The sequence below is a fragment of the Pseudomonas sp. MDT1-17 genome, assembly GCF_054898105.1.
The window spans coordinates 1,866,986-1,882,018 of sequence record NZ_JBUBVM010000001.1 but is presented as its reverse complement, the minus strand read 5'-3'; the positions used below and the strand labels follow the sequence as shown (position 1 = coordinate 1,882,018).

Sequence of the window (15,033 nt, the reverse complement as noted above, 5' to 3'; positions counted from 1 at the left end):
TACTCTCCGGACGTCGCTGACCATTCAGCGATCGGGTGTGGTAACCCGACGAAACCAGCGCAACAGCGCCTTCATCCCGAACACAGGCATTTTTATGTCTGCGATCTCGAGTTATGGCGGCTGTGCGTGGGACGCCCTCGGGCGTGCCGGTTTCCTTGGTTCCCGGTTTACCACCCTGCGTACAGCTGCCTCCCTTTCGTGTGGTAATGAAAATGGCAGCTCCTCGAACCTAGGAGTAAAGTAAGCGATCCACGAACTACACCTACCTCCAGATGAGGCAGTCGTTTACCGTGGCATCTCTGGCGAGCAGTTCCATGGCAGCAAGGCTTCGTAGTCCCCAACCGATTGTGCCTGCGGTAGTCTTTCCAGTACGTGGCGCAGCCACGTATAAGGCTCCTGGCCGTTGACCTTGGCGGTCTCGACCAAACTGTAGATCTGCGCACTGGCGGTGGCACCCTTGGGCGTGTCGCTGAACAGCCATGCCTTGCGCCCGATTACAAACGGCTTTATCGCGCGCTCCGCCGCGTTGTTGTCGATCGGTAAAAAACCGGCCTCCACGTATCGCTCCAGACGGCTCCAGTTGTTGGCCAAATAATTCACGGCTTTACCCAACACACTTTGCGGCGTCACTTGGGGCTGTGTTTTATCCAACCAGCTTTTCAACTGCCCCAGGATCGGGAGGCTCTTCTCCTGACGACCGATAAAACGCTGTTCATCGCTAACGTCCTTGAGTTCACGCTCGATGCCGTACAGCTTATTGATCATTGTCAGCGCGATATCGGCACGCCCGGTTTTGCCCTTGGGCTGCACTTTCTGCGCGTCGACAAACTTACGACGCGCATGAGCCATGCACGCCAATCGCTCAACACCGGGCTGCAACGCCAACGCGTTGTAACCCGCGTAATCGTCGGTCATCACGTAGCCGCGATAACTTTCCAGCAGGCGTAGAGGCACTTCCTGCGCACGGCTGGTGGTGTAGTCAAATAGCACAACTTTTCGATCCGGCGGCCCGCTGGCCTGCACCCACATCCACGATTGGCTGGTTGGGTCTCGATCCGGCTCTTTCAATACCTGGACTCTTGTTTCATCGCAGTGGATGACCGGACTTTCCAGTAATCGGTCGCGCATTAAATTCAGCAAAGGCTGGAAGTGTTCGCTGCACTGGATGACCCAGCGCGCCAGTGTTTGTCTTGGAATATCCACACCGTGTCGACTCAGCACGGTTTCGAAACGATGCAACGGTAGGCCATCGACGTACTTGGTGGTTAAGAGCATGGCCAATACGCTGGGGCTGGCCATGCTCTTTTCGATCATCTGAGCGGGTTTGTCTGCGGTGACCGGCGCGGTTTCACAACCGCGGCAACCGTAAACTTTGCGTATGTGTTTGAGTACGCGAATCTGCATCGGCACGATCTCCAGCTGTTCGCTGGTTTCTTCACCGATGACGTGTTTGCGGCAACCGCAAGCGCAGGTCAGTTCGTGCTCGGGCAGTTCGTGGGTCACTTCGAAGCGTGGCAGATCAGCCGACAGTGGCTTGCGTTTGCCGCGACGTGGCGTCGAAGCAACAACTTCTTCGTCAGCGTCGCCGACTGGAAGCATCGGCTCGCTTTCGGGCTCATTGAACAACGCCAGTTGCGGCGTGTTGGGCTCGATGGTCTGCTCGGATTTTCGACCGAACAAACGGTCGCGCAGCAGCTTGATCTGTTCTTTCAAATCGACGATATGAGTCTGGTATGCCTCAGCCGTTACTTGCTGATGAGTGCCTCAAGCAACATTTGCTTGAGCAAAACAGGATCATCGGGAAGGTCTTCGGGTATCAAATTCATGCCGGGGATTATACCCGTCAGGCGACGAATCTTGGCGTTAAAACCTTATGAGGACGATTGCGCCAGAGATCAAAGCCATCCAGTAACCAGTTCAATTCCTGGACAGTCAGCACGATCGCCTCGTCGACCTCATCAGGGGAAAGTTTGAAACGTTCAGACTCCAGGCGCTTGAGCCAAAGGCAGAAGCCGTTGCGCTCCCAGTACAACACTTTGACGCGGTTGCGGTGGCGATTTAGAAAGACGAAAAGCACAGGGTCGAACACCGCAACTTTGATGTCCAGTTCGACCAATGCAGCCAGGCCGTCGATGGACTTTCGAAAATCTACAGGCTTCGGGTAGAGGTACACTTTTTCAACGCTGGCATTGGGACGCATCATGGTGATGGGCTCCTGATGGAAATCGGGAGCACAGCATCAGCCGTCAGCTATCCGCTTGGAATGTGGAGTTCATGGAGCGGATACGGAGTAAAACCATGACCAAAACAAATCCGTCAGAACCTGACGAACTGAAAACCGTCGGCCTCACCCCCTTCATCTACTGCTCAAACCAGGCGCTGTTCCGTGTCAGTCGAGACGTACCCCTCGGTGATGCGTTAGCGATGGCCTCTGATTTTCTGTTCCTTGCCAAGGAGCTGACCAGAGATGCCGCCTACACCCGAGACACCGACCGACATGCCTGGGCCGCGCATTATCTGACGGCAATGAGCAAGGCAGTGATTGATGATGCGGTGAAGGTGCTGGAGCGACCTGTTCCGACCAAGACTGAATCTAAAAAATAATGGCCTGAGCGCAACCAAAAGCGACGACACCGCAAATCCCTGTGGGAGCGGGCTTGCCCGCGATGGCGGTATGCCTGTCACATCGATGCTGGAACTGCCGCCGTCATCGCGGGCAAGCCCGCTCCCACAGGGTTCTTCGTTGGATTGGGATCAGCAGACATAAAAAAGCCCCCGCTACCTCAAAGGCAACGGGGGCTTTTTGTTGTGGCTTACATCTCTACCTGAGTCCCCAGCTCAATCACCCTGTTCAGCGGCAGATTGAAGAAGCGCAGGTTGCCGTTGGCGTTCTGCAACATGAAGGCGAACAGCGCCTCACGCCAGCGCGCCATGCCTTCGAGTTTGGAGGCGATGACCGTCTCGCGGCTGAGAAAGTAGGTGGTGCGCATCGGGCTGAAGTCCAGGTCATCGAGATGACACAGCTTCAGCGCTTGCGGCACGTCCGGCTCATCGACGAAGCCAAAGTGCAGGATCACCCGGAAGAAACCTTCGCCGTGGGATTCGACCTCGAAACGCCGTTGCGCAGGCACCCGCGGGATGTCTTCGTACACCACCGTCAGCAACACCACTTGCTCGTGCAGCACCTGGTTATGCAGCAGGTTGTGCAACAGCGCATGAGGCACGGCATCCGGCCGCGCCGTGAGGAACACGGCAGTGCCCTGGACACGATGCGGTGGTTGCACTGCGATGCTGCTGATGAAGATCGGCAGCGGCAAGCCACCCTCGTCGAGACGATCGACCAGCAGTTGCTTGCCGCGTTTCCAGGTGGTCATCAGCACAAACAGCACGATACCGGCGATCACCGGGAACGCCCCGCCCTGAATGATTTTCGGCACGTTGGCAGCGAAGTACAGACCGTCCACCACCAGGAAACCGAGCAACAGCGGAACCGCGAGCACCGGCGGCCATTTCCACAGCAGCAATATCACCGCCGACACCAGAATGGTGGTCATCAGCATGGTCCCGGTCACGGCCACGCCGTAGGCCGAGGCCAGGGCACCGGAGGACTCGAAGCCCAACACCAACAGAATTACGCCGACCATCAGCGCCCAGTTCACCGCGCCAATGTAGATCTGGCCTTGTTCGGCACTGGAGGTGTGCTGAATGTGCATGCGCGGAATGTAGCCGAGCTGGATCGCCTGACGGGTCAAGGAGAACGCACCGGAAATCACCGCCTGAGAGGCAATGACCGTGGCCAGGGTCGATAAACCCACCAATGGAATCAGCGCCCAGTTCGGCGCCAACAAATAGAACGGGTTGCGAGCGGCTTCCGGATCACCCAACAGCAAAGCGCCCTGGCCAAAATAATTCAGCATCAACGCCGGCAACACGAGGATGAACCATGCGCGCGCAATCGGCTTGCGACCGAAGTGGCCCATGTCGGCGTACAGCGCTTCGGCACCGGTCAATGCCAGCACCACCGCGCCGAGAATCGCCACGCCCATGCCCGGGTGCACGATGAAGAAGCGCACGCCCCAGACCGGGTTCATCGCTTGCAACACTTCCGGGTGTTGCAGGATGCCGTAGACACCCAGCGCCCCCAGCACCACAAACCAGGTAACCATGATCGGCCCGAACAGAATGCCAATCCGCGCGGTGCCGTGGCGCTGAATCAGGAACAGCGCCACCAGCACAACCAACGACAGCGGCACCACCCAATGGTCGATGCCATCGAATGCCAGCCCCAGGCCTTCAATGGCCGAGAGTACGGAAATCGCCGGCGTGATCATGCTGTCGCCGTAAAACAGCGCCGCACCAATCAGCCCGCAGACCACCAGAAACCCCCTCAATTTGGGATGCCCCGCCGCTGCCCGCCGAGCCAGTGCAGTCAAGGCCATGATCCCGCCTTCGCCCTGGTTGTCGGCGCGCAGTACGAACATCATGTACTTGATCGACACAACCCAGATCAGCGACCAGAAGATCAGCGCCAGAATCCCCAGCACCCCGTCATGATTGACGGGCACGCCATAGTCACCGGAAAACACTTCCTTGAGGGTGTACAGCGGGCTCGTGCCGATATCGCCATAAACCACCCCGACCGCCGCGACCAGCATGCCGATCGGCTTCGCTGCCGAATGCTCGGCACCCGCCGCCTGACTACTTGCCTGACCCATCCACCACTCCTACTACCCAATCCGGGCTTCTTTGAAAGAAGCACTATGCTTTGCCACGCAGCATGCGCTGTTTTACTTCACGTTACAGACGTTTTGTTGACAGTAAAAAATCGGTAAAGCGTAACGGCGCGAAGCATAGCGCAGCACTCGTCGTATTTCCCTGCATAAAGCTGGTCAAGTGCGACTCTCATCGCTAGAATTGCGCACTTTTTGATCAGAGGCACGCCAAGTGCCCGTTTGTCGCCTTGCCGTCTTCGGCTGGAGGCGTCACAAATACCGAGGTTAGACATGTCCACCACTCCTGCGCCGGCCAATCCAAAGGTTGGCTTCGTATCCCTGGGTTGCCCCAAAGCACTGGTCGACTCCGAGCGCATCCTTACCCAGTTGCGCATGGAAGGTTATGACGTTGTGTCCACCTACCAGGACGCCGACGTCGTGGTGGTCAACACCTGCGGCTTCATCGACTCGGCCAAGGCTGAGTCTCTGGAAGTGATCGGCGAAGCCATCAAGGAAAACGGCAAGGTCATCGTGACCGGCTGCATGGGCGTCGAAGAAGGCAACATTCGCAAGATTCACCCGAGCGTGCTGGCCGTGACCGGTCCGCAGCAGTACGAGCAAGTGGTCAACGCCGTGCACGACGCCGTGCCGCCGCGCCAGGATCACAACCCGCTGATCGACCTGGTGCCGCCGCAAGGCATCAAGCTGACCCCGCGCCACTACGCGTACCTGAAGATTTCCGAAGGCTGCAACCACAGCTGCAGCTTCTGCATAATCCCGTCGATGCGCGGCAAACTGGTCAGCCGTCCGGTCGGTGATGTACTGGACGAAGCTCAGCGCCTGGTCAAGGCTGGCGTCAAAGAGCTGTTGGTGATCTCCCAGGACACCAGCGCCTACGGCGTCGACGTGAAATACCGCACCGGTTTCTGGAACGGCGCGCCGGTGAAAACCCGCATGACCGAACTCTGCGAAGCCCTGAGCACCCTCGGCGTCTGGGTTCGCCTGCACTATGTTTACCCGTACCCGCACGTCGACGAGCTGATCCCGCTGATGGCCGCCGGCAAAATCCTGCCGTACCTGGACATCCCGTTCCAGCACGCCAGCCCGAAAGTCCTGAAAGCCATGAAACGCCCGGCTTTCGAAGACAAGACCCTCGCGCGGATCAAGAACTGGCGCGAGATCTGCCCGGACCTGATCATCCGTTCGACCTTCATCGTCGGCTTCCCCGGCGAAACCGAAGAAGACTTCCAGTACCTGCTGAACTGGCTGACCGAAGCACAGCTCGATCGCGTCGGCTGCTTCCAGTACTCGCCAGTCGAAGGCGCACCGGCCAACCTGCTGGACGCGGCCATCGTGCCGGACGACGTCAAGCAAGACCGTTGGGACCGCTTCATGGCGCACCAACAGGCCATCAGCTCGGCGCGCCTGCAACTGCGCGTCGGCCGTGAAATCGAAGTGTTGGTCGACGAAGTCGACGAGCAAGGCGCGGTCGGCCGCTGCTTCTTCGATGCCCCGGAAATCGACGGCAACGTGTTCATCGACAACGGCAGCAACCTGAAACCAGGCGACAAAGTCTGGTGCAAAGTGACCGACGCCGACGAATACGACCTGTGGGCTGAACAGATCTAACGCAAAAAATACGAAAAGCCCCGCTCCCTTGACGAGATGCGGGGCTTTTTTACGTCTATCGTTTTGTGAGGAAAGGATTCTCACATTCACAAAAACAGCGAGTAAAAAGAAGGAGTAGCCGGCCATGCGCCAACATTCGGTCATCCACACGCCGAAACAGAGCGACTACGAAGAACTCACTCAGCTCTGGGAAGCCTCGGTGCGCGCCACCCATGACTTTTTGCCAGACAGCTACATCGAACTGCTGAAGAATCTGGTGCTGACCCGCTACCTCGATGCAGTGATGCTGATCTGCACCAAAGACCCGCGCCAGCGCATTACCGGGTTCGCCGGGGTCGCGGCGGGCAAGATCGAAATGCTCTTCATCGACCCGGCTCATCGGGGCCAGGGTTTGGGAAAGCAGTTGCTACGCTATGCCATGGAACACCTGAATGCCGATGAACTGGACGTCAACGAACAGAACCCGCAAGCCTTGGGTTTCTACTTCAAACAGGGCTTCGAGGTGATCGGTCGCTCCGAGCATGACGGCATGGGCCAGCCTTATCCGCTGTTGCACATGCGTCTGCGCCAGGGGCAACAACTGGCACGCAATGGTTAACACAAGAACAGTGTGGGAGCGGGCTTGCTCGCGAATGCGGTGTGTCATTCAACAGATAATTGACTGATCTACCGCTTTCGCGAGCAAGCCCGTTCCCACAAAAAGCTTTACTGCGCAAATGGACCCGCGATTAACCGGCGCCAGGCAGGTACAATGCCCACCCCTTTTTTGTTACGGCCCTGTCATGACTGACCCGATTCGTCTCTCCAAACGCCTCATCGAACTCGTCGGCTGTTCCCGTCGGGAGGCTGAGCTGTTCATCGAGGGCGGCTGGGTCACCGTGGACGGTGAAGTCATCGACGAGCCGCAATTCAAGGTCGACACGCAAAAAGTCGAGCTTGATCCCGAAGCCAAGGCCACTGCGCCGGAGCCGGTGACTATCCTCCTGAACGTGCCTGTGGGCATGGATGCGGAAACCGCCATGGCGACGATCAGCGCCGAGACCTTGAGCGAAGAACACCGCTTCAGCAAACGCCCGCTCAAGGGCCACTTCCTGCGCCTGACCGCCAGCACCGACTTGCAGGCCAATGCCAGCGGTCTGCTGGTGTTCACCCAGGACTGGAAGATCTTGCGCAAACTCACCGCCGACTCCGCCAAGATCGAGCAAGAGTATGTGGTCGAGGTTGAGGGCGAGATGGTGGCGCACGGCCTAAATCGCCTGAACCACGGCCTGACGTACAAGGGCAAGGAACTGCCGCCGGTCAAAGCCAGCTGGCAGAACGAAAATCGCCTGCGTTTTGCGATGAAGAACCCGCAACCGGGCGTGATCGCCCTGTTCTGCCAGGCCGTAGGCCTGAAGGTCGTCGCCATCCGCCGCATCCGCATTGGCGGTGTATCCATCGGCAAAGTGCCGTTGGGGCAATGGCGCTACCTGTCCGGCAAAGAGAAGTTTTAAGACTTTTCACGCCGCCACTTTTTTCGGTGCCGCTGTGTATGCGGCGCCCACTGCTGAATATCAGGACTGCACACCATGATTCATAACGACGTACTGCGCAGCGTGCGCTACATGCTCGACATCAGCGACAAGAAAGTCATCGAGATCATCAAGCTCGGCGGCATGGACGTGACCCTGGAAGACCTGGTGACGTACCTCGACAAGAAAGAGGAAGACGAGGAAGGCTTCGTACGCTGCCCGGATGAAGTCATGGCGCATTTCCTCGACGGCCTGGTGACCTTCAAGCGCGGCAAGGACGAAAGCCGTCCGCCACAGCCGATCGAAGTGCCGGTGACCAACAACATCATCCTGAAGAAACTGCGCGTGGCCTTCGAACTGAAAGAAGACGACATGCACGCGATTCTCAAGGCGTCCGAGTTCCCGGTGTCCAAGCCTGAGCTGAGCGCGCTGTTTCGCAAGTTCGGCCACACCAACTACCGTCCGTGCGGCGACCAGTTGCTGCGCAACTTCCTCAAGGGCCTGACCCTGCGCGTGCGCCCGCAGTAAGCGTCCGCCAGCCTTGAGCTGCAAACCTGTAGCTCAAGGCCAGGCTGTATAGACCCTCATTCCTCACAAAAATAGTGGCTCCGCTTCCGGCGGCTGACGACTAGGGTGTATTGACCCTCAGCTCTCAGGATTCGCCATGCACCCGTACTTTTCCCTGCAAGGCCGCACCGCTCTGGTGACCGGCGGCACCCGTGGTATCGGCAAAATGATCGCCAAGGCTTATGTCGAGGCTGGCGCCACGGTGTACGTGTGCGCCCGGGATGCCGAGGCCTGTCAGCAAACGGCTGATGAGCTGAGTGCGCTCGGTCGCTGCCATGCCGTGGTGGCCAATCTCGCCACTGAAGAAGGTGTGCTTCAGTTGGCCACACAGTTGGGAGAACAGATCACCCAGCTGGATATTCTGGTGAACAACGCCGGCACCACGTGGGGAGCACCGCTGGAGAGCTACCCGGTCAAGGGCTGGGAAAAGGTCATGCAGCTCAACGTGACCTCGGTGTTCAACTGCATTCAACAGTTTTTGCCGCTACTGCGTAAGGCCGGTTCGCCAGCGAATCCGGCGCGAATCATTAACATCGGTTCGGTGGCCGGAATTTCGTCTTTCGGCGAACAGGCTTATGCCTACGGCCCGAGTAAAGCAGCCCTGCATCAACTGTCACGGATTCTCGCGCGGGAGCTGGTCAGCCAGCACATCAACGTCAACGTCATCGCGCCGGGGCGTTTTCCGAGCAAGATGACTCAACACATCGGCAATGATGAACAGGCGCTGGCCGACGATACGGCGTTGATTCCAATGAAACGCTGGGGGCGAGAGGAAGAGATGGCGGCGCTGGCAATCAGTCTGGCGAGTACGGCTGGGGCGTATATGACCGGGAATATTATTCCGCTGGATGGTGGGTTCAGTCTCTGATCATCGGGTGGGTTATCATGCCCGCCCCCACCCCGCGTCGACCCCAGACCATGACCTACAGCGTTTCCCCCATCGGCTTCGTGCGCTCCTGCTTCAAGGAGAAGTTCGCCATCCCGCGCCAGCCGCAACTGGCCCCGGCCGCTCGCGGCGTGCTGGAACTGGTGGCGCCGTTCGATCAGGGTGACGCCGTGCAAGGTCTGGAGCAGGTCAGCCATGTCTGGCTGCTGTTCCTGTTTCACCAGGCCCTGGAAGAAAAGCCACGACTGAAAGTGCGCCCTCCTCGCCTTGGCGGTAACAAATCCATGGGTGTGTTCGCCACCCGCGCGACGCATCGACCCAATGGCATTGGCCAGTCCGTGGTCAAACTGGACAAGGTTGAAGCCGATCGGCTGTGGATATCCGGAATCGACCTGCTGGACGGCACGCCGATTCTCGACATCAAACCCTACGTGCCTTACGCCGACATCATCGATACGGCCTCTAACAGCATCGCCAGCGCTGCACCGCAGCTGATTCCCGTGCAGTGGACGGATTCAGCGCTGCAACAGGCTCACGGCCATGCGCAGCGCCTTGAAGAACCGCTGGTGGCGTTGATCGAGCAATGCCTGGCACAAGACCCACGTCCGGCCTACCAGATTCCTACACCCGAACGGGAATACGGCGCACAGTTCTGGGATCTAGATGTGCGTTGGCACTACCCCGAAGCCGGTGTAATTCGCGTCCTCGAAGTCATTCCCGCCTCCAACCCGTAGGAGCTGTCGAGTGAAACGAGGCTGCGATCTTTTGATGTTGCTTTAAAAAACAAGATCAAAAGATCGCAGCCTCGTTTCACTCGACAGCTCCTACAAGGTTTGCGTCAGGCATAAAAAAAGCCCCCATGCCTGCACAGGCAATGGGGGCTTTTTGGTGATGCGGTGTGCTTACTTCTCGACGAACGCACGCTCGATCAGGTAGTCACCCGGCTCGCGCATCCGCGGCGAAACTTTCAGGCCGAAGCTGTTCAACACTTCGCTGGTCTCGTCGAGCATGCTCGGGCTGCCGCACAGCATGGCGCGGTCATCCTGCGGGTTGATCGGTGGCAGACCGATGTCGCTGAACAGCTTGCCGCTGCGCATCAGGTCGGTCAGGCGACCTTCATTCTCGAACGGCTCGCGGGTCACGGTCGGGTAGTAGATCAACTTGTCACGCAGGGACTCACCGAAGAACTCGTTCTGCGGCAAGTGCTCAGTGATGAACTCGCGGTAAGCGACTTCGTTGACGTAACGCACGCCGTGGCACAGGATCACTTTTTCGAAACGCTCGTAGGTTTCCGGGTCCTGGATGACGCTCATGAACGGCGCCAGACCGGTACCGGTGCTGAGCAGGTACAAATGTTTGCCAGGCTTCAAGTCATCCAGCACCAGCGTGCCGGTAGGCTTTTTGCTGATGATGATCTCGTCGCCTTCCTTCAGATGCTGCAGCTGGGAAGTCAACGGGCCATCAGGCACCTTGATGCTGAAGAACTCGAGATGCTCTTCCCAGTTCGGGCTCGCAATCGAGTAAGCGCGCATGAGCGGCCGGCCGTTGGGCTGTTGCAGGCCGATCATCACGAACTGACCGTTCTCGAAGCGCAGGCCCGGATCGCGGGTGCACTTGAAGCTGAACAGAGTGTCGTTCCAGTGATGAACACTGAGGACACGCTCGTGGTTCATGTTGCTCATGTACGTGGGACTCCTGGAGATTTTGTCTGCGCATGCTCTGCGCCTGCTCAGCGTCAGCGAAAAATGAGCTGCTGTGCGCAATTGCATCGCATTCTAATGGCAGCCACAATATCTGTTAACTGGATTATTAAGATAAGGGTTATCGGTTATATAGATATGCGATTTACTCTCCGTCAACTTCAAGTATTCGTCGCCGTCGCCCAGCAGGAAAGCGTGTCCCGTGCCGCGGGTCTGCTCAACCTCTCACAATCGGCGGCAAGCACCTCGATCACCGAGCTAGAGCGTCAGTCCAGCTGTCAGCTGTTCGACCGCGCCGGCAAACGGCTAAGCCTCAACGCCCTCGGCAAACAACTGTTGCCGCAAGCGGTGGCGCTGCTCGATCAGTCCAAGGAAATCGAAGACTTGCTCAATGGCAAGTCGGGATTCGGCTCTCTGGCGGTCGGCGCGACCCTGACTATCGGCAATTACCTGGCCACCTTGCTGATCGGCAGCTTCATGCAGCGCCATCCGGAAAGCCAGGTGAAGCTGCACGTGCAGAACACTGCCAACATTGTGCAGCAGGTTGCCCACTATGAAATTGATCTGGGTCTAATCGAAGGCGACTGCAGCCATCCGGACATCGAAGTGCAGAGCTGGGTCGAGGATGAGCTGGTGGTGTTCTGCGCGCCCCAGCATCCACTGGCCAAACGCGGCACGGCGACCATGGAAGAGCTGACCCACGAAGCCTGGATTCTGCGTGAACAGGGTTCTGGCACGCGACTGACCTTTGACCAGGCCATGCGTCACCATCGCAGCTCGCTGAATATCCGGCTGGAGCTCGAACACACCGAAGCGATCAAGCGTGCTGTGGAGTCCGGGTTGGGGATTGGTTGTATTTCTCGCCTGGCACTGCGCGATGCATTCCGCCGTGGCAGCCTGGTACCAGTGGAGACGCCCGATCTGGATCTGGCGCGGCAATTCTATTTCATCTGGCACAAACAGAAATATCAGACATCAGCGATGCGTGAATTCCTCGACCTGTGCCGCGCCTTCACCGCCGGGGTTCAGCGCAGCGACGAGATCGTGCTGCCCACCATCGCTTAAAGCAGAATCACCGCCCACACCAGCGCGATCATGCTCAACGCCACGAACTGAGCAGCGCTGCCCATGTCCTTGGCGTTCTTGGACAGCGGATGCAACTCAAGGGAAATGCGGTCGATGGCCGCTTCCACTGCCGAATTGAGCAATTCGACGATCAATGCCAGCAGACACACTGCAATCAGCAACGCCTGCTCGACGCGACTGACGTTCAGGAAGAACGACAGCGGGACCAATATGACGTTGAGCAACACCAGTTGCCGAAAGGCCGCTTCGCCGGTGAAGGCTGCGCGCAGGCCGTCCAGCGAATAACCGGAGGCGTTAAGGATGCGTTTGAGGCCGGTTTGGCCTTTGAAAGGTGACATAGAGTAGGCAACTGACCAAAAAGGAGTGAGAAAGCTAGATCAACCAAAGTCAAAAAAGCGTGAACGTGCCAACCCTTAGTGGCTCGAAATTGACTCAAGTTGTTGCAGAAGCAACGCCGCCTGAGTCCGGGTCCGCACATTCAGCTTGCGAAAAATCGCTGTCACGTGGGCCTTGATCGTCGCTTCGGAAACGCTCAGCTCGTAGGCGATCTGCTTATTCAGCAAGCCTTCACAGACCATGGTCAGGACACGAAACTGCTGAGGCGTCAGGCTGGCAAGGCCTTCACTGGCGGCCTTGGCTTCAGCGGAAACGCTCACGGCTTCGAACGCCTGAGGCGGCCAGAACACATCGCCATCGAGCACCGCTCGGACGGCTTTCTGGATGACGCTCAGATCACTGGACTTGGGGATGAAGCCGCTGGCGCCGAACTCACGGGACTTCACCATAATCGAAGCTTCTTCCTGGGCCGACACCATGACCACCGGAATCTGCGGATACTGACCGCGCAGCAGCACCAACCCGGAAAAACCGTAGGCCCCCGGCATGTTGAGGTCCAGCAGCACTAAATCCCAGTCGGATTTCTCGTCCAGACGGGTTTCCAACTCGGCAATGCTCGCCACTTCCACCAGACGGACTTCGGGGCCCAGTCCCAGAGTCAACGCTTGATGCAGGGCGCTACGAAAAAGAGGGTGGTCATCGGCAATCAGGATTTCGTATGTGGCCATTTTTCTAATGATCCTGTTTTTCAAACAACTCGAGGCGCAGCCACGGAGCTGCACCAACAGGGCACGTTCAACGCCAATCACGTGGCTATTCACGTAAAGAATACGGCGTATCAAACCTGGCCGCGCCCTAATCGGCGCCAAGCATGCCCAGCGAAGTCGGGGTGGTCAAGATGCATGGCCAGTACAGATCGTTGCAGTATGGGCGACAATCAGCACATGACAGGGGCGCCGTCTTGCACAAAAGGCATCAGCTCGACGTGTGCCGGTGTTGAAACGTTCATTTCAAGCTGGTGTTTGGCATCAAGGTAATGCTGGCTGAACACGTCGAAATAAGCGTCCAGCGCCGACGCTGCTTCGGTATCTCCCGCAAGATCGAGACATAGCGCCGCCACTTCGGCCGTGCACAAATGCTCGCTGCGGGTCGATCTGCGCAACCGGTACCGCGAGAGTTTCTCGGGCAACAGGCTCAGGATCGGAAGCCGATCAAAGTAGGGGCTTTTACGGAAAATCTTCCGGGCTTCTGTCCAGGTGGCATCCAGCAGAATAAACAGCGGACGCTTCGAACTGTCGGCATCGACGCTGTTTGTGACTCGTTCGGGTTCGACGTACTCACCCGGAAACACCAGATAAGGTTGCCATTGCGGGTCGGCCAGCAACGCCAGCAGTTGCTCATCAACCTCCGTACGCGACCAGATGAACGCATGGTTGTCGCGCACCACATCGGCGATCAGCCAACCGGTGTTGCTCGGCTTGAACACTTCCTTATTAGTCATGATCAAGCACACGCCAGAGCGCGCCTCGACCTGCGGGCGCCAGGCGCACAGGCAGTGACTCTCGATCACGCGGCAGGCTCGGCAACGCGGCGCCCTCCAGCCTCGAGCCTGAATCGGCTTGATGCCCTCTTCCTCTCGCTCATCGCGCAAGCGGGCTACTGCGTTTGCAGCAAAGCGTGGGGTTGCAGGGTTCATCGCAGGCAACGCCGGCAGGGGAAGAAAATCGACACGAAAAAACACTCGGCACGGCAGAAAGTGGCCGCAGTTTATCAGAGCAGCCGGCGCAAGCCTGTACCGTCCAGGCCTCAGCCCCTATAATTCGCCGCCACTGAACGCACAGTCATGTGACGGGTCGAACCACCAGTCACTGAACCAGGAGAGTTTCATGCTGCGCCTTATCGTTCCCACCGCTGCCATTTTGCTGGCGTCGTCCTTCAGCGCTCAAGCTGCTTCCTTGAGTGAGCAGAATCTGAACAGGGAGCTGCGAAACGTCGCCACACAAAGCAGCGCTGGCACTCCACGGGCGATCAACGAAGACATTCTTGATCAGGGCTACACCGTCGAAGGCAACACGCTGATCAATCATCTGAGCGTACAAGGCAGCCACGCCAACAAGATGCGCGCCGACCCGAAAGCCGTGTATTTCCAGCTGGGCGCCTCTGTGTGCAACAACCCATCGTTCCGCAAACTGATGGCCAAGGGCGCGGTCATGCGTTACGACTTCACTGAGGTGAAGACCAACCGCTCAGTCGGCTCCGCCAGCTATCAGGAATCGGACTGCCCGAAAGCGGCCCCGGCCAAGAAGAAGTAATCATCGGGAATTGGCGCGCCGCTGTTCATCCTCGGCGCGCAGTTCTGCCAACAGCGCCTGCAAGTAACGCGAGCGTCGGTCGGCGCCCTCCAGACGCCGGCAGCACTCCTCTTCGAGACTCAAATGATTGGTCTCGGCCGATGACTTCAGTAATCGATACAGTTGCGTATCGATCTCCAGAATGACTCTGGCCATCGCTTCCCGCCTCCTTGCACCTCGCCCTTGCTTGAGCGATAAAATCCTTGAACCGCTTGTACCGTGCGCCCTGCCTTTGACGCAAAGTTGTCGTGTCAC

General features: G+C 58.2%; 16 protein-coding genes and 1 pseudogene. 9 read left to right on the top strand and 8 right to left on the bottom strand.

The window, feature by feature from the left end; genetic code table 11:
• Positions 1–285: 285 nt before the first annotated feature.
• Positions 286–1,826 (bottom strand): annotated as a pseudogene (gene tnpC / locus ACYZTX_RS08590) (IS66 family transposase).
• 17 nt (positions 1,827–1,843) lie between these two features.
• Complete coding sequence (gene tnpB / locus ACYZTX_RS08585) at positions 1,844–2,203, bottom strand: IS66 family insertion sequence element accessory protein TnpB (protein WP_225924317.1); 360 nt, start codon at positions 2,201–2,203, stop codon at positions 1,844–1,846.
• 95 nt (positions 2,204–2,298) lie between these two features.
• On the opposite strand from tnpB, the gene ACYZTX_RS08580 reads away from it, so the two are divergent.
• The gene (locus ACYZTX_RS08580; protein WP_462033702.1) at positions 2,299–2,604 is read left to right on the top strand and encodes a DUF3077 domain-containing protein; all 306 of its coding nucleotides are present in this window, start codon (positions 2,299–2,301) and stop codon (positions 2,602–2,604) included.
• 209 nt (positions 2,605–2,813) lie between these two features.
• On the opposite strand, the gene ACYZTX_RS08575 is transcribed toward ACYZTX_RS08580, so the two are convergent.
• Positions 2,814–4,715 (bottom strand): potassium transporter Kup, encoded by a 1,902-nt coding sequence (locus tag ACYZTX_RS08575; protein ID WP_462033701.1) that lies wholly within the window; start codon positions 4,713–4,715, stop codon positions 2,814–2,816.
• 288 nt (positions 4,716–5,003) lie between these two features.
• On the opposite strand from ACYZTX_RS08575, the gene rimO reads away from it, so the two are divergent.
• From rimO to tsaA, 6 genes are all read left to right on the top strand, one after another.
• Positions 5,004–6,341, top strand: coding sequence for a 30S ribosomal protein S12 methylthiotransferase RimO (gene rimO, locus ACYZTX_RS08570; RefSeq protein WP_461965687.1), 1,338 nt, complete (start codon positions 5,004–5,006; stop codon positions 6,339–6,341).
• A 124-nt stretch (positions 6,342–6,465) separates the two neighbouring features.
• Positions 6,466–6,939: a GNAT family N-acetyltransferase gene (locus ACYZTX_RS08565; protein WP_462033700.1), complete on the top strand. Its 474-nt coding sequence runs from the start codon at positions 6,466–6,468 to the stop codon at positions 6,937–6,939.
• Positions 6,940–7,123: 184 nt separating this feature from the next.
• Entirely contained in the window at positions 7,124–7,834 is a 711-nt protein-coding gene (locus ACYZTX_RS08560; RefSeq protein ID WP_401118818.1) for an rRNA pseudouridine synthase, read from the top strand.
• Between the two features lie 75 nt (positions 7,835–7,909).
• Positions 7,910–8,380 carry a YehS family protein gene (locus tag ACYZTX_RS08555; RefSeq protein ID WP_056739223.1) on the top strand — a complete coding sequence of 157 codons (471 nt, stop codon included), beginning with the start codon at positions 7,910–7,912 and terminating at the stop codon, positions 8,378–8,380.
• Positions 8,381–8,516: 136 nt separating this feature from the next.
• Positions 8,517–9,287, top strand: a complete 771-nt coding sequence (locus ACYZTX_RS08550) for an SDR family oxidoreductase (RefSeq protein ID WP_462033699.1) — start codon at positions 8,517–8,519, stop codon at positions 9,285–9,287.
• A gap of 50 nt (positions 9,288–9,337) precedes the next feature.
• A complete protein-coding gene (tsaA, locus tag ACYZTX_RS08545; protein ID WP_462037009.1) occupies positions 9,338–10,039 on the top strand; it encodes a tRNA (N6-threonylcarbamoyladenosine(37)-N6)-methyltransferase TrmO in 702 nt (233 codons plus the stop codon).
• A gap of 168 nt (positions 10,040–10,207) precedes the next feature.
• Here the strand turns inward: tsaA and fpr are convergent, their stop codons facing one another.
• Positions 10,208–10,987 (bottom strand): ferredoxin-NADP reductase, encoded by a 780-nt coding sequence (gene fpr / locus ACYZTX_RS08540; protein ID WP_007947184.1) that lies wholly within the window; start codon positions 10,985–10,987, stop codon positions 10,208–10,210.
• Positions 10,988–11,143: 156 nt separating this feature from the next.
• On the opposite strand from fpr, the gene ACYZTX_RS08535 reads away from it, so the two are divergent.
• Entirely contained in the window at positions 11,144–12,070 is a 927-nt protein-coding gene (locus tag ACYZTX_RS08535; RefSeq protein WP_008153977.1) for a LysR family transcriptional regulator, read from the top strand.
• Here the strand turns inward: ACYZTX_RS08535 and ACYZTX_RS08530 are convergent.
• The 3 genes from ACYZTX_RS08530 to ACYZTX_RS08520 form a co-directional block, all read right to left on the bottom strand.
• Positions 12,067–12,429 (bottom strand): diacylglycerol kinase, encoded by a 363-nt coding sequence (locus ACYZTX_RS08530; RefSeq protein WP_282376914.1) that lies wholly within the window; start codon positions 12,427–12,429, stop codon positions 12,067–12,069. The two genes, ACYZTX_RS08535 and ACYZTX_RS08530, sit on opposite strands and share 4 nt — an antisense overlap.
• 75 nt (positions 12,430–12,504) lie before the next feature.
• Positions 12,505–13,155, bottom strand: coding sequence for a response regulator transcription factor ErdR (gene erdR / locus ACYZTX_RS08525; RefSeq protein ID WP_045057556.1), 651 nt, complete (start codon positions 13,153–13,155; stop codon positions 12,505–12,507).
• A 209-nt stretch (positions 13,156–13,364) separates the two neighbouring features.
• The gene (locus tag ACYZTX_RS08520; protein ID WP_462033698.1) at positions 13,365–14,123 is read right to left on the bottom strand and encodes a tRNA-uridine aminocarboxypropyltransferase; all 759 of its coding nucleotides are present in this window, start codon (positions 14,121–14,123) and stop codon (positions 13,365–13,367) included.
• Positions 14,124–14,313: 190 nt separating this feature from the next.
• Here ACYZTX_RS08520 and ACYZTX_RS08515 point away from each other — a divergent pair, with 190 nt between their 5' ends.
• Positions 14,314–14,739, top strand: a complete 426-nt coding sequence (locus tag ACYZTX_RS08515) for a PA3611 family quorum-sensing-regulated virulence factor (RefSeq protein WP_462033697.1) — start codon at positions 14,314–14,316, stop codon at positions 14,737–14,739.
• Here the strand turns inward: ACYZTX_RS08515 and ACYZTX_RS08510 are convergent, their stop codons facing one another.
• A complete protein-coding gene (locus ACYZTX_RS08510; protein WP_462033696.1) occupies positions 14,740–14,934 on the bottom strand; it encodes a hypothetical protein in 195 nt (64 codons plus the stop codon).
• Positions 14,935–15,033: the final 99 nt, after the last annotated feature.

Bases quoted from the DNA above. Each gene is read 5' to 3' on its own strand.
- tnpB (WP_225924317.1), bottom strand. From the start codon at position 2,203: ATGATGCGTCCCAATGCCAGCGTTGAAAAAGTGTACCTCTACCCGAAG.
- ACYZTX_RS08580 (WP_462033702.1), top strand. From the start codon at position 2,299: ATGACCAAAACAAATCCGTCAGAACCTGACGAACTGAAAACCGTCGGC.
- ACYZTX_RS08575 (WP_462033701.1), bottom strand. From the start codon at position 4,715: ATGGGTCAGGCAAGTAGTCAGGCGGCGGGTGCCGAGCATTCGGCAGCG.
- rimO (WP_461965687.1), top strand. From the start codon at position 5,004: ATGTCCACCACTCCTGCGCCGGCCAATCCAAAGGTTGGCTTCGTATCC.
- ACYZTX_RS08565 (WP_462033700.1), top strand. From the start codon at position 6,466: ATGCGCCAACATTCGGTCATCCACACGCCGAAACAGAGCGACTACGAA.
- ACYZTX_RS08560 (WP_401118818.1), top strand. From the start codon at position 7,124: ATGACTGACCCGATTCGTCTCTCCAAACGCCTCATCGAACTCGTCGGC.
- ACYZTX_RS08555 (WP_056739223.1), top strand. From the start codon at position 7,910: ATGATTCATAACGACGTACTGCGCAGCGTGCGCTACATGCTCGACATC.
- ACYZTX_RS08550 (WP_462033699.1), top strand. From the start codon at position 8,517: ATGCACCCGTACTTTTCCCTGCAAGGCCGCACCGCTCTGGTGACCGGC.
- tsaA (WP_462037009.1), top strand. From the start codon at position 9,338: ATGACCTACAGCGTTTCCCCCATCGGCTTCGTGCGCTCCTGCTTCAAG.
- fpr (WP_007947184.1), bottom strand. From the start codon at position 10,987: ATGAGCAACATGAACCACGAGCGTGTCCTCAGTGTTCATCACTGGAAC.
- ACYZTX_RS08535 (WP_008153977.1), top strand. From the start codon at position 11,144: ATGCGATTTACTCTCCGTCAACTTCAAGTATTCGTCGCCGTCGCCCAG.
- ACYZTX_RS08530 (WP_282376914.1), bottom strand. From the start codon at position 12,429: ATGTCACCTTTCAAAGGCCAAACCGGCCTCAAACGCATCCTTAACGCC.
- erdR (WP_045057556.1), bottom strand. From the start codon at position 13,155: ATGGCCACATACGAAATCCTGATTGCCGATGACCACCCTCTTTTTCGT.
- ACYZTX_RS08520 (WP_462033698.1), bottom strand. From the start codon at position 14,123: ATGAACCCTGCAACCCCACGCTTTGCTGCAAACGCAGTAGCCCGCTTG.
- ACYZTX_RS08515 (WP_462033697.1), top strand. From the start codon at position 14,314: ATGCTGCGCCTTATCGTTCCCACCGCTGCCATTTTGCTGGCGTCGTCC.
- ACYZTX_RS08510 (WP_462033696.1), bottom strand. From the start codon at position 14,934: ATGGCCAGAGTCATTCTGGAGATCGATACGCAACTGTATCGATTACTG.